Origin of the sequence: Psychrobacillus sp. FSL K6-1415, from assembly GCF_038003185.1 — a bacterium.
In the GTDB taxonomy this organism is placed as follows: domain Bacteria; phylum Bacillota; class Bacilli; order Bacillales_A; family Planococcaceae; genus Psychrobacillus; species Psychrobacillus psychrodurans.
Genome location: NZ_JBBOOQ010000001.1, coordinates 1,271,471 through 1,284,734 on the forward strand (window position 1 = coordinate 1,271,471; position 13,264 = coordinate 1,284,734).

General features: G+C 36.5%; 11 protein-coding genes and 2 pseudogenes. 11 read left to right on the forward strand and 2 right to left on the reverse strand.

All coding sequences use genetic code 11. The features are described from left to right. Positions 1-26 precede the first annotated feature (26 nt). The 9 genes and pseudogenes from MKY60_RS05845 to MKY60_RS05885 all read left to right on the forward strand — a co-directional run bounded on the left by MKY60_RS05845 (position 27) and on the right by MKY60_RS05885 (position 8,558). Positions 27-1,385 carry a dihydrolipoamide acetyltransferase family protein gene (locus MKY60_RS05845; protein ID WP_241596125.1) on the forward strand — a complete coding sequence of 453 codons (1,359 nt, stop codon included), beginning with the start codon at positions 27-29 and terminating at the stop codon, positions 1,383-1,385. A 3-nt stretch (positions 1,386-1,388) separates the two neighbouring features. Beyond that, a complete protein-coding gene (lpdA, locus tag MKY60_RS05850) occupies positions 1,389-2,801 on the forward strand; it encodes a dihydrolipoyl dehydrogenase (RefSeq protein ID WP_090563005.1) in 1,413 nt (470 codons plus the stop codon). 709 nt (positions 2,802-3,510) lie between these two features. Further along, positions 3,511-4,410 carry an ABC transporter ATP-binding protein gene (locus MKY60_RS05855; protein ID WP_340929033.1) on the forward strand — a complete coding sequence of 300 codons (900 nt, stop codon included), beginning with the start codon at positions 3,511-3,513 and terminating at the stop codon, positions 4,408-4,410. Further along, positions 4,410-5,120: an ABC transporter permease gene (locus tag MKY60_RS05860; RefSeq protein ID WP_340929035.1), complete on the forward strand. Its 711-nt coding sequence runs from the start codon at positions 4,410-4,412 to the stop codon at positions 5,118-5,120. Before MKY60_RS05855 ends, MKY60_RS05860 begins: the two co-directional genes overlap by 1 nt. 313 nt (positions 5,121-5,433) lie before the next feature. Beyond that, positions 5,434-5,757: a transporter suffix domain-containing protein gene (locus tag MKY60_RS05865; protein ID WP_340879321.1), complete on the forward strand. Its 324-nt coding sequence runs from the start codon at positions 5,434-5,436 to the stop codon at positions 5,755-5,757. After that, positions 5,741-6,143: pseudogene (locus MKY60_RS05870) on the forward strand (MarR family transcriptional regulator). The gene MKY60_RS05865 and the pseudogene MKY60_RS05870 overlap by 17 nt, the downstream one beginning before the upstream one ends. A 293-nt stretch (positions 6,144-6,436) precedes the next feature. After that, the gene (locus tag MKY60_RS05875) at positions 6,437-7,258 is read left to right on the forward strand and encodes a polysaccharide deacetylase family protein (protein ID WP_445678000.1); all 822 of its coding nucleotides are present in this window, start codon (positions 6,437-6,439) and stop codon (positions 7,256-7,258) included. Positions 7,259-7,509: 251 nt separating this feature from the next. Further along, entirely contained in the window at positions 7,510-7,887 is a 378-nt protein-coding gene (locus MKY60_RS05880; RefSeq protein ID WP_340929037.1) for a CidA/LrgA family protein, read from the forward strand. After that, positions 7,884-8,558 (forward strand): LrgB family protein, encoded by a 675-nt coding sequence (locus MKY60_RS05885; RefSeq protein WP_340929039.1) that lies wholly within the window; start codon positions 7,884-7,886, stop codon positions 8,556-8,558. The genes MKY60_RS05880 and MKY60_RS05885 overlap by 4 nt, the downstream gene beginning before the upstream one ends. Positions 8,559-8,751: 193 nt before the next feature. Here MKY60_RS05885 and MKY60_RS05890 read toward each other — a convergent pair. Further along, a pseudogene (locus MKY60_RS05890) lies at positions 8,752-10,111 on the reverse strand (IS1182 family transposase). A 276-nt stretch (positions 10,112-10,387) separates the two neighbouring features. Then, the gene (locus MKY60_RS05895) at positions 10,388-11,857 is read right to left on the reverse strand and encodes an aminotransferase class I/II-fold pyridoxal phosphate-dependent enzyme (RefSeq protein ID WP_093494364.1); all 1,470 of its coding nucleotides are present in this window, start codon (positions 11,855-11,857) and stop codon (positions 10,388-10,390) included. A 137-nt stretch (positions 11,858-11,994) separates the two neighbouring features. On the opposite strand from MKY60_RS05895, the gene MKY60_RS05900 reads away from it, so the two are divergent. Both MKY60_RS05900 and MKY60_RS05905 read left to right on the forward strand, forming a co-directional pair. Continuing rightward, entirely contained in the window at positions 11,995-12,951 is a 957-nt protein-coding gene (locus MKY60_RS05900) for an NAD(P)H-dependent flavin oxidoreductase (RefSeq protein WP_340879324.1), read from the forward strand. Positions 12,952-12,967: 16 nt separating this feature from the next. Further along, a complete protein-coding gene (locus MKY60_RS05905; RefSeq protein WP_093494366.1) occupies positions 12,968-13,237 on the forward strand; it encodes a UPF0223 family protein in 270 nt (89 codons plus the stop codon). Positions 13,238-13,264: the final 27 nt, after the last annotated feature.

The following is a 13,264-nucleotide window of genomic DNA, read 5'->3' on the forward strand; positions in this document are numbered from 1 at the left end:
AATCTGTTATAGAAAGGGTGAATACATTGTCATTTGAATTTCGATTACCAGATATAGGTGAAGGTATACATGAAGGTGAAATTGTTAAGTGGTTTGTAAAAGCAGGCGATGAGGTACAAGAAGACGATATTTTATGTGAAGTACAAAATGATAAGGCAGTTGTTGAGATTCCTTCTCCTGTAAAAGGGAAAGTTACGGAAGTTCTGGTAAGTGAAGGGACAGTAGCTATTGTTGGAGATATACTAGTTAAGCTTGATGCACCTGGTTATGAAGACCTTAAATTTAAAGGCGATCATAGTGATGAGGACAAAGCAGAAGAAAAAACTGAAGCACAAGTTCAAGCAACTGCAGAAGATGGTCAAGTAGTAGACAAAGAAAAAGTAGAGACTCCGAACAAAAAAGAAGCTTCTACAGAAAACACTAACACAGCACCTAAGGAGCAACCAAAAGGCGATACACGTGTAATTGCTATGCCTTCTGTTCGCAAGTTTGCGCGTGAAAAAGATGTTAGCATTTCGGAAGTGACTGGTTCAGGTAAAAATGGTCGTGTCTTAAAAGAAGATATTGAAGCCTACTTATCCGGAGATCAGCCTTCAGCAGTGGAAGAAAAAGCTGAGACATCTACGGATGCAGAAGTTAAACAAACAGCTCAAACTTCAGCTCCAGTTTCATTTGAAGGAGAATTCCCTGAAACTAGAGAAAAGCTTTCACCAATGCGTAAAGCAATAGCAAAAGCAATGGTACATTCCAAACATACTGCTCCACATGTTACATTGATGGATGAAGTAGATGTAACTGAACTTGTTGCACACCGTAAAAAGTTCAAAGAAATTGCAGCTGAAAAAAATATCAAGTTAACATATTTACCATATGTAGTGAAAGCACTTGTAAGTACACTAAGAGAATTCCCAGCGTTAAACACATCTTATGATGACGATACAAACGAGGTTATCCAAAAACATTACTTCAATATTGGTATCGCAGCAGATACTGATAAAGGTTTGTTAGTTCCAGTTATCAAAAATGCGGATCGCAAATCTGTTTTTGCAATATCAGATGAAATTAATGCACTTGCTGGAAAAGCACGTGATGGTAAACTTGCTGCAGCTGAAATGAAAGGTGCATCTTGTTCTATTACTAATATTGGATCAGCGGGCGGACAATGGTTCACTCCAGTTATCAATCATCCAGAGGTTGCTATTTTGGGGATTGGTCGAATTTCGGAGAAACCTGTAATAAAAAATAGTGAAATTGTGGCTGCACCTGTGTTAGCATTATCATTGAGCTTTGACCATCGAATGATCGATGGTGCGACTGCACAGCACGCTTTGAATCATATGAAACGTTTGCTTAGCAGTCCAGAACTATTATTAATGGAGGCGTAAAAAATGGTAGTAGGAGATTTCCCAATCGAAACAGATACACTTGTAATAGGTTCAGGCCCTGGAGGATATGTTGCAGCTATTCGCGCAGCACAAACAGGACAAAAAGTTGTAGTTGTGGAAAAAGAACATATCGGAGGAGTTTGCTTAAACGTAGGATGTATTCCTTCTAAAGCGTTAATCTCTGTTGGTCACCGTTTTGAACAAGCAAAACACGCTGATGATATGGGAATTACAGCTACAGATGTAAAAATCGATTTTTCTAAATCACAAGCTTTCAAAGACAGTGTAGTTAAAAAATTAACTAGCGGTGTTTCTGGATTGTTAAAAGGAAACAACGTAGAAGTAGTTATGGGCGAAGCATATTTCGTTGATGCTAACACTGTTCGTGTAATGGATGAAAAATCAGCGCAAACATATACATTTAAAAATGCAATTATCGCAACAGGGTCACGCCCTGTAGAAATTCCAACTTTTAAATACTCTAAACGTGTATTAAACTCTACTAGTGCATTAAGTCTACCTGAGATTCCAGAGAACTTAGTTGTAATTGGTGGTGGATATATCGGTACTGAACTTGGTTCTGCTTTTGCTAACTTAGGTTCAAAAGTTACAATTGTTGAAGGTGGCGATGATATTCTAGCTGGTTTCGAAAAACAAATGACAACAATTGTTAAAAAAGGCTTGAAGAAAAAAGGCGTTGAGATAGCAGTTAAAGCATCTGCTAAAGGTGTAGAAGAGTCGGACAATGGCGTAGTAGTAACTTATGAAGTTGGTGGAGAAGAGAAAAAAGTTGAAGCTGACTATGTTTTAGTTACTGTAGGTCGTCGTCCTAATACGGATGAGATGGGTCTAGAAGAAATTGGTCTTAAATTCGCTGAGCGTGGATTATTAGAAGTAGACAAACAGTGTCGTACAAACATTTCTAATATCTATGCTATTGGTGACATTGTTGCTGGTCCTCAACTTGCTCATAAAGCATCTTACGAAGGGAAAGTAGCTGCAGAAGCAATCGCTGGTCAAACATCTGTTGTGGATTACTTAGCAATTCCTGCTGTTTGCTTTACTGATCCAGAGATGGCTACTGTTGGTCTTAATGAAGCACAAGCAAAAGAGCAAGGGTATGACGTTGCTGCTGGGAAATTCCCATTCGGAGCTAACGGTCGCGCACTAGCATTGAATGCTACTGAAGGTTTCGTTAAACTAGTTTCTCGTAAAGAAGATGGTTTATTACTTGGAGCTCAAATCGTTGGTCAAGGAGCTTCAGATATGATTGCTGAACTTGGTTTAGCTATCGAAGCAGGAATGACTGTAGAAGATATTGCAATGACTATTCATGCTCACCCAACATTAGGTGAAATTGCTATGGAAGCGGCAGAAGTCGTTATGGGTCATCCAATTCATATACTTTCTAAATAATTTACCATTTAGGTTAAAAATAGACTTGTTCGCTTTTGCGACAAGTCTATTTTTTTGGTTCTATAATTTATAACGTTAGTGAAAAAAATCACCTTCTCTAGATTATTGGTGAAGGTGATGGAACTGCACCTAACTATTTTAAATAGAAAACAAGTGAAGCTCCCCGTAGAATTAAAGTCGTCGAAAACCATCATCTTGGAAGGAACCCACTTGTCAAGTACTAATGATATTAGAATGCTAAATCACTTTAAATTCAAGCCAGTTGAATCTGATTTAAGACAACTACACTTAGAAGTAGCCTAGTCTGCCTTTTTAGGTTATAAGTTTTCACCCGATTTAAAGTACAATTTAGGTTTCTTGGAGTAAAAGATGTCGACTCCTGCGGGAACAGCGCGAGCTGAAGACCCCACAGGAGCGCGGTTTTCGCGACGAGGAGGCTGAATCCGTGCCCGCGGAAAGCGCCATCTGGAACGGAAAGAAACAGGGTATTCGATTCACTATAAAAAAAGACTGATTAGAAAGCCAGTTTCCCTGACATTCTAATCAGCCTTAATATAATTCAATGTTCACCAGCGTTATTTGACAAAGAACCTTTTTTATAAGCGTTTAGCGGGGAGAGAAATGAGTGTAAATTTATTGCAATTAATTGAAACTTACTAAATAGATTTACGTACAAATACTATTAACTAGAGTTAAAGGATGAGTGTAAGTGGATGTTTTCATAGAATTAAAGAATGTAACCAAGAAATTCAAAAACATTTCAGTACTGGAGGGGGTGTCCCTTTCTATTCCTTCCAGGGAGATTACGGCTATTGTTGGAAAAAACGGGTCAGGAAAGAGTACGTTATTGAAAATGATTGGAGGGTTAACGAAGCCAGATAGTGGCCAAATCATTTTTCAAAATGGAGAGCCGGTCCGCATTGGTTACGTACCAGAGGTGACTCCTGTGGTTATTCCATTTACTCCGAGAGAGTATCTGACATACATGGGGAAAATTAGAGGTCTGCCGATAGAGTGGCTGCAAAAGCGGATTAACAGCTTGTTGGAAATATTTCATATGGAAGAAAACCAAAACACCCGAATAGAGCATTTTTCTAAGGGGATGAAACAAAAGGTAATTATTATGCAGGCAATGCTCGAAGAAACTGATCTGCTAATTATGGATGAGCCGCTTTCTGGTCTCGATTTAAAGGCACAAACAGAATTCGAGAGACTGTTAATCTCATTAAAGGAAAGGGATATTAGTGTTATTTTAACCTGTCATGAGACAAGGTTGCTTGAAAAGGTAGTAGACCGCATCCTAGTCATCCACCAATGCCAAATCACCTATACTAGAAATCAACATATACAAGATGAGCCCATGAACAGGATAGTCTTTGAACTGTCAAACACCGTATCACTCAATCTGTTAAGAGAGAAAGTAACCATCGAGAAAGAGAAAGAAACCAGCTCAGGACATAGGTTGATAGAACTGAGTGTAAGTAAAGAACAAACGAATAAAATTGTAAGAGAATTTCTGGATCGAGGGGCCACAATCCAGCTTTTAGCGCCTTTAGAAGGGGAAAATGATTTTTATGACAGTTTTAAAAAAGGGGTCGAAATACAATAATGAAGGGCTTGTTACACTACCAATTTGCTAATTATATACGAACACACAAATACGTTCCCCCAGTATCAGTTTTTATCATGATTCTCATCATCAATTATACTTTCATACCTAATCCTATATTAGATAGCTATTCATTTACGTCATTAGTGTTGTTTTTTATTATGGGTTGGGTCACAATCACGATTTTGCATGCAGAGGATCAAGGTCTACAACAACTTACTATCTTACATGCAAAAAATAAAAGTGGATATTATCTAGCTCTCGTGATTAATTGTGCATTTGTCGGTCTGATACTAAGTATTGTAGCAGTGGTGTATCCTATCGTTTTTCATGTCTTTAAGCCTGGGCTTCTTACGATCCATATTGTCATCGGGTTTTTGGCGCATTTTAGTTTAGTTATTCTTTCGATTGCACTGTCCTTATTTTTCACGAGGGAACTTGTTAAAAGTAATGTAAATTCTTGGTGGGGTGTTATTAGTATATTGGTTGTTTCCTTGGCTCTTGCAGTGGCGAAAGCAGATATTCTAAAAGTAAAAATACTAACCTGGATTCTACCACCTCTACGTTACTCCCTGGAAATCATGAGTGTTGGAGATAAGATTACCTCTGTCCCTGTACTGGTTTACGCTCAGTTTGCCTGGATCTTTATTTACAGCCTAATTTTGATTACGATTTTTATAGTTGTGGTCTCAAAAAGTAGAAAACTCTAAATGAAAACTATCATTAGAAAAGAATGTAGTTATTTAACCAAGGACAACCTACTTTGGTGTCATTCCTAGCTTCAGAGGTAATAGAAATTTTATGACAATTCTATATAGATTGGTTTTACAATACATGAGATAGTCAGATCTTTTCTTATTGAATTCAAATGAAAATATAAAACGCTCAAAATTTTTACAATTTACATAACAAAACAGAATTGGAAGAAGTATTTTCTTAAATGTATCTTCAAATATTTTTGTAATCAATTTTCCTTTATCATATGATTTAGTTAAGTAAACTAAAGAACTAGGGGATTTATAAGTGGAAAAAGAAAAAGTTTCTACAGAAATGAAAAAAGAAAAATCAAGTTTGTATAAACTTGGAATAGGACTTTTGATCCTCTCACTTTCAATGTGGCTAATTCCGATTATCACGCCATTTACTTCACTTCCAACTAAAGTAAAAGCTGTTACCATAACAATTAGCATAATAATAGCTGAAGTTATGTTTTGGATAGGTGCTTTACTTGTTGGAAAAGAAGTAGCTGCAAAATTTAAAAGCTACTTAAATCCAAAAAAATGGCGGAAAAAAAGTGAGTTACAAAGATGTGAAAAATATAGCAAATTAGATCAATCAAACGATTGAAGACTTATGGATTATACTCGAGAAAAGAGAAAAAGATTATTTTATTTTAAAAATAAATGACCAACAATATGTATTGTTAAATTTAATTATTAGACGGCCATTTACTTCACCTACAGAACTGGCTGAAAAAATGGGCGTTACGAAAAGTGCGGTCAGTCAACAGTTAGCAAAACTTGAAAAGGAAGACTATATAACTAGAAAACAACATGTAGAGGACAAGCGTACATTTTCAATTGAATTGGGCAAAAGGGTTGCTTTATAAAAAAGAAATGGAAGCATTTCATTAATAAGTTTCTGATAAATATCATGAGAGTTTGTCATCTGTAGAATTGACAAATAAGTTATTAATGCTTCAAAAGCTACGAGAAATATTTGAGTATCTGTGATGATTATTAAGAATTTGTTATTGTTTTTTTTACATTTCGTCAAGAGTTTTTAGAAAGTCGGAGTTAGTACTAATATTTCAGTAGTTTATAAGAAAGTGAAGATTGTGAAGTGATGTACTTAAATTTACTTGTGCTTATGGGCGATCTTAGTTCTGGTCGAATAAGGATTAACTATTCTCTCGTTGCGATTTTTGAAGAACTAATTGCAAGATTAGCCTTTAGGCATAGAAATATACCCTACTAACTATCTCTTCTGCCTGTTAAAATAAAGAGGAAGGGACAGGGTGATTATATTGAAACTTACAACTTGGATAATACCAGCAATTATGTTACTTGGACTTTCTGCTTGTGGTATTGCAGATGAAAAGCCTGAAGTAGGAAAAGAAACGGAAGAGACAACCCCAGTATCTCAAGAGCCTGTTGTAGAAGAAATGAATGAGGATGAGGTAGTAGAGGAGGAAGTTACTATTAAGGAACCCGAATCACTATACGAATTAAACGAGGCAAACTGGACATTACAGCCAATTGGAGCTGCTAATCCAAAAGCGGTTTTGCTTACAATTGATGATGCTCCTGAAAAATATGCAGTAGAAATGGCAAAAACTTTGAAAGAGTTAAATGCACCTGCTATCTTTTTCGTAAATGGACATTTTATAGATACAGATGAAGAAAAAGTCAATTTAAAAGCCATTTATGATATGGGTTTTTCAATCGGAAATCACACACAAACCCATGCTAATTTAAAAGAGAGTTCTGAGGAACAACAAAAGGAAGAAATTATAAAAGTAAATGAAACCGTAGAAGCAGTAATTGGTGAAAAGCCTAAGTTCTTCCGTGCGCCTTTTGGAGTTAATACAGACTTTAGTAGATCTCTTGTCCTACAAGAAGGTATGCTTTTAATGAATTGGACATATGGATATGATTGGGAAAAACAATATCGTACTGCTGAAAGTTTGACTGATATTATGGTGAACACTGAATATTTAACAAATGGGGCAAATTTATTAATGCATGATCGTGAATGGACTGCAGAGGCTTTGCGGGGTATTGTGGAGGGGCTGCGTGCAAAAGGTTATGATTTGATTGATCCAAAAACAATTAAAGGAATACAATAATTTAAACACCTTTGGATATTCCAAAGGTGTTTTTAAAGAGAGTGTACAATTTTGTATCTTGAATTCTGTTTAACGAAAATCATTAAAGCGATAGTCTTCAATAGTACTACAATTAGTTGGACTTACTGTAATAAAAAACATCCTATTATCAACTTAGTATTTCTACAGGACATGGTATAAAGAATAAATTTTTCTAACATACCATTTTTCCGGAGGTGATAGCTTTATGGTAGATTCTTTAAAGTGCATATATGGTTAAAATTATTCGGATTGTGCTTCAAGTAATTATTTTGTATCTTTTTTCGCTTATCGGATCTTGGATTGTACAAAGTCTCTCCCTTCAATTTCCTGGAAGTATTATTGGCCTGTTCTTACTTTTTAGTTGTTTATATTTTAAAATAATACCGGTTGATCTTATAAAGGATGGAGCAGGTTTTTTATTGAGCTTTTTGGCGCTATTTTTTATACCAGCTACTATTGGAATTATGGATTATCCAGAGTTCTTATCTTGGGCGGGTTTAGGAATGGTTGTATCAATTGTCATTAGTACAATAATAACTATCATAATAACTGGAATTTTTTGTAAGTATGTTGAAGGGAAGTCAATAAAAAAGGAGCAGATTGAATGATTACAATTATGATGGTAATTGGAACAATTGTGCTTTTTTATGTAATGTCTATCGTTTATAAGAGATTTACATACCCGCTATTGATCCCTATTTTTTCTACAACAGTTCTGATTGTGATAATTTTATTAATAAGTAAAATACCCTATGATACATATATGTCGGGGGGAAAGTGGATAAATGAATTATTAGGACCAGCTGTTGTCAGTATGGCCTATCCCCTATATATTCACCGAGAGAAAATTTACAACTATAAAGTTCCAATACTCCTGAGTGTATTGATTGCTTTATTTTCAGGTTTAATCAGTATTACTATTTTATCTAAGCTATTGTCATTTGATGAACATGTTCTATTGTCATTATTACCGAAATCGATTACCTCTCCGGTTGCTATTCCAATTAGTGAGGCAATAGGAGGTATCCCAACATTAACAGCTGTTTTCGTTATTTTTGCAGGCTTAGTTGGAGCTATACTTGGCCCCACTATCTTTAGGGTTTTTCGCATCGATAATGCGATAAATAGAGGGATATCAATGGGAAGTGCCTCTCACGGTATTGGTGTTTCAAAACTAGGGGAGTATGGGGAGGAAACATTAACAATGGGCTCTGTTTCTATGACTTTAAGTGCAATATTAGGGTCATTTGTTTGCCCGTTATTTACTCTATTAATCTAATTTAAAAACATCATCCCAAATAGCTTAATAATTTTGTGCAATATAAAAAAGGAACTCATCAAAATGAGTTCCTCAGATTGTAGACAAAAGGCATTCAGAATGGCCACATTCTGAATGCCTTTTTCAAATTTTATTGATTTTTGGTTATTTAAAGCCTTATTTGATAGGCAAAATACTATCCGAGCATCTTCTTTTATGCCATTTGTGGACTTTGCCAAGTCCAATTGGCAAGTTTCTTTAAATTCATGGCAGTAAAAGTTAGCATCGCCTGCATGGACAATTTTTTAATCCCACGTAGGGTTGTCCATCGCATACCATGCTTTTCTTTCGCATCGGCAAAGACACGTTCAATCGTTTCTTTACGTCTCGCATATATTTGTTTGATTTCGTTCTGATGACGAAGGTGGTCCGCTTCCTCAACATACTCTGCCCAAATATGACGTTCTATTATCTTTCGGTGGTCTTTACTACTCGTACATTGTGCTAATAAAAGACACTTTGCACACTGAGTTGGATCAGACTTATATTGACGTTTCCCTTCCTTAGTAGTTGTTGCATAAGATAGAGTTTGCCCTAGCGGACAAAGATAGCAATCGTAGTACTCATCATACACGTATTCATTTTTACGCATTAATCCTTCTTTTGTTTTCGGACGTGTATATGGAAGTGCCGATTTAATATCATTTTCAAACAAGAATTTCGTAATCGCAGGTGTTTTATACGCAGCATTCGCAGCAACAGCAAGAGGCTTTTTCACTTTTTTCATTACCTTTTCGACGAGCGGTTGAAGCATATGACTATCATGAACATTACCAGGTGTTACAATCGTTCCGAGAATAAAACCATAGCGATCAGCTGCAGCATGAAATGAGTAAGCAAACTGCTTTGTTCGTTCATCTTTTACGTAGTAACCACTCTCTGAATCTGTTGTACTTTCTTTGATTTCCTTCGTTTCCTCTTTCTCAAATTTCTCTGGAGGAAAAGGTTTTTTTCCGTGGTCGATACGATCTAAATTTAATTCTTCTTGTAACTTTGCCTCATATGCACGAGTCTCTTTATGGACGATTTTCTTTTCGAATTTGCGTTTATTCGCACACGCTTAGACGTGAGTAGAATCAATGAAAACATGATCAGCACTCAACAATCCCTTATCAGCAATTTCCTTGAGAATTTGATAGAAAATCAGTTCAAAGATATCTGAGTCTTGGAAACGGCGAACATAGTTTTTACCGAAAGTTGAAAAGTGTGATACTTCTGTATGGAAACCAAACCCTAAAAACCAACGATATGCCACATTCGTCTCAATTTCCTTTATGGTTTGACGCATTGAACGAATTCCAAATAAGTACTGAACAAAAGTCATTTTAAATAGAACAACCGGGTCAATACTTGGTCTACCGAAGGTAGAACACAGAGGTTCAACTAATGGATATATGAATGAAAAATCTATGGTAGCTTCAAGCTTTCGTACAAGATGATTCTTGTGGTATAAGTTCATCAATAGTAATCATCTCTATTTGATCGCGTTCAACGTTTTGATTTTTAGTCATCATATCCATTCACCTCAATGTTTATTTAGTAAGTAGTTGATTGTAGTGTAGGCGGCGACTCCTGCGGGAACAGCCCGAGTCTCGAGACCCCGCAGGAGCTTGCGACGAGGAGACTTGAGCCGGGCCCGCGGAAAGCGTCCGCCGAAACGAAAATCAACTAACCCTAATTCGAAAAATACTAATTCTATTTTAAAAGAAAAAAGACTGTAGATAAACTCTAAATTTCTCGAGTTTGTCTACAGTCTGAGGAACTCATCAAAATGAGTTCCTATTAAATTTTTAAAATATTGCTTGATGTTCTTTAATGACTTGAATCATCTCAAGTGTGTCGTCTTCAGGACCTTGGACAGGTAGCCCTGCTTCAATGTTCATCGTTATATAATCTATATTACCTTGGGTAATTATTTCCCCGGGAATAAAAATTGGAATACCTGGTGGATAAACCATTACGAACTCTGCAGAGATACGACCACTTGCGTGTTTTAGAGGAATAGATTCTGTAGCTGCGTAAAAAGCATCTCTAGGTGACATAGCCAGTCCTGGTATATCTGGCAGAGTAACAGATGGTTCTACGACGACTGCATCAGATTCGTGGGCAGCCACCATTCTTGAAAGAGCGTTAACAAGTAAATTAACTTCTTTTTTTGTATCTCCAAGAGTGATTAAACATAGAATATTATACAAGTCTGAAAGCTCTACTTCTATATTTGCTTTTTCTCTTAACCAGATTTCCGCATCATACCCTGTCATACCTAAGTCTTTAACACTTATTAATAGTTTTGTTGGGTCCATATCATACGTAGCAGATGTTTGTAATATTTCTTCCCCCACACAACGAATATGGGGAATTGCATTAATTCGTTTACGTGTATCTTTTGCAAGTCGGATAGCATCCCCTATTAAATCCTCGCCATGAATAGCTAGTTGTCGCCTTGCAGTATCTAATGATGCAAGTAATGGATAGGACGTAGAAGTTGTTGTTAACATAGACAAAATAGACTGCACACGTTTAGTAGATACTAAGCCCTCTTTTACATTGAGAATGGAACTTTGAGTCATGGATCCACCTAATTTATGAACAGATGTTGCAGCCATATCAGCTCCAGCTTGCATTGCAGAAACGGGAAGTGAATCGTGAAAATGAATATGAACTCCATGTGCCTCGTCTACTACAACAGGAATCCCTTTCTTATGCGAAAGCTCTACGATTCTTTTAAGATCCGCAGCTAAACCAAAATAGGTAGGATTAATAACTAGTAATCCTTTTGCATCTGGATGTGCATCTAATGCTTTTTCTACCGATTCTACTGATATACCATGAGAGATTCCTAATTCTTTATCTACTTCTGGATGGATAAAAACTGGAATCGCACCAGCAAATACAATTGCCGACATTATCGATTTATGAACATTTCGTGGAACAAGAATCTTATCTCCAGGTCCACAAATAGTAAGTATCATAGTCATTATTGCACCACTTGTCCCTTGTACAGAGAAAAATGTTTCATCAGCACCAAATGCTTCTGCTGCCAAATGTTGTGCTTTTTTTATTACACCTTTAGGTGAGTGTAAATCATCCAAAGGAGCAATATTGATCAAATCTATAGAAAGTACATTATCTCCAACGAACTCTCGAAATGCAGGGTCCATCCCTTTCCCTTTTTTATGCCCAGGAATGTGAAACTGGATTGGATGACGATTTCGATGCTTTAGTAATGCATCGAATAATGGAGTTTCTAATTGTGACAACGTTCATACCACCTCTAGTTAGAATTTATAAAACAAAAGAAATTATAGCACTTCAATAGCTGTAATACTATCAAAATCATTGTAATTTGTATCAATAGAGTAATTTCATTAGACTGTTAATATAAGGAGGGGGAAGAATGGCTTTTCAAACAAGGGTTACAGAATTATTAAGTACAAAGCTTCCAATCGTTCAAGGAGGACTTGCTTATCTAGCGTATTCTGATTTGTGTGCAGCTGTTTCAAACGCTGGAGGATTAGGACAAGTAACTGCCATGAGTTTAAAAACGCCACAAGAGTTGCGAGAAGAAATACTAAAAGTACGAAAGCTGACTGAAAAACCATTTGGTGTGAATTTTGCAATTGGCCAAACTGGGAGACCTTATGAGCATATGTTGCAAGTAGCTATTGAGGAAGAGGTTCCAGTAATATCGATGACAGGGGGAAATCCAGCTCCTATTTTAGAAAAACTCGCTAATACTTCGATTAAAAAACTAGTCTTAGTTGCTGCTAAACGACAAGCTCAAAAAGCCGAGCAACTTGGTGCGGATGCAGTTATGGTAGTAGGGCATGAAGGTGGAGGGCATCTTGGAAGAGATGATATCGGATCTATCGTATTAATCCCTCAAGTGGTGGATGCTGTGTCGATACCCGTCATCGCTTCTGGTGGTATCGCAGATGGCAGAGGATGGATGGCTGCTCATGCACTTGGAGCCGAAGGTATTGAAATGGGTACTAGATTCATCGCCACAAAAGAATGTGTGCATGCTTCATCTGCTTATAAAAATTCATTAATAAAGAGCGAAGAAATGGACACTGTAATTATTAAAAAATCGCTTGGTGCACCTGCAAGGGCCATAAAAAGTAGTTGGACAGATTCTATTTTAAGTATTGAAAGTGAAAATGTAACATATGATGCTCTTAAGGATTACATTAGTGGAGAAGCGAATAAGCGATTCATTTACGAAGGTGATGAAGAGAAGGGATTCGGTTGGGCTGGCCAGTCGGTAGGGTTCATCAAAGATATACCTTCCGTACAAGAATTATTCGATCGTATGGAAATGCAAGCAATGGACATTCGAAATAAGTGGAAATAGAAGGAGGTAGTAATACATGGAATACACATACCCTTTTTCATTGGATTGGTCGACAGAAGAAATCGTGGATGTAGTACAATTTTTTGAATCAATAGAAAAAGCATATGAAAATGGAATCAAACGCGAAGAACTAATGAAAAGATACCGAAGATTTAAAGAAATAGTACCTTCTATTGCGGAAGAAAAAACGTATTTTCGTGAATTTGAAAAAGAAAGTGGTTATGTAAGCTTTCCTATTATTAAAAAGATGAAGGAGCAATCAGACGGCACCATCATCAAGGGTTAAAAAATACCTCCTATACTGAAAAGTATA

What these genes read in the sequence shown, in the direction of transcription:
- MKY60_RS05860 (WP_340929035.1), top strand. Translation starts at nt 4,410, where the DNA reads ATGAAGGGCTTGTTACACTACCAATTTGCTAATTATATACGAACACAC.
- MKY60_RS05905 (WP_093494366.1), top strand. Translation starts at nt 12,968, where the DNA reads ATGGAATACACATACCCTTTTTCATTGGATTGGTCGACAGAAGAAATC.
- MKY60_RS05885 (WP_340929039.1), top strand. Translation starts at nt 7,884, where the DNA reads ATGATTACAATTATGATGGTAATTGGAACAATTGTGCTTTTTTATGTA.
- lpdA (WP_090563005.1), top strand. Translation starts at nt 1,389, where the DNA reads ATGGTAGTAGGAGATTTCCCAATCGAAACAGATACACTTGTAATAGGT.
- MKY60_RS05900 (WP_340879324.1), top strand. Translation starts at nt 11,995, where the DNA reads ATGGCTTTTCAAACAAGGGTTACAGAATTATTAAGTACAAAGCTTCCA.
- MKY60_RS05880 (WP_340929037.1), top strand. Translation starts at nt 7,510, where the DNA reads ATGGTTAAAATTATTCGGATTGTGCTTCAAGTAATTATTTTGTATCTT.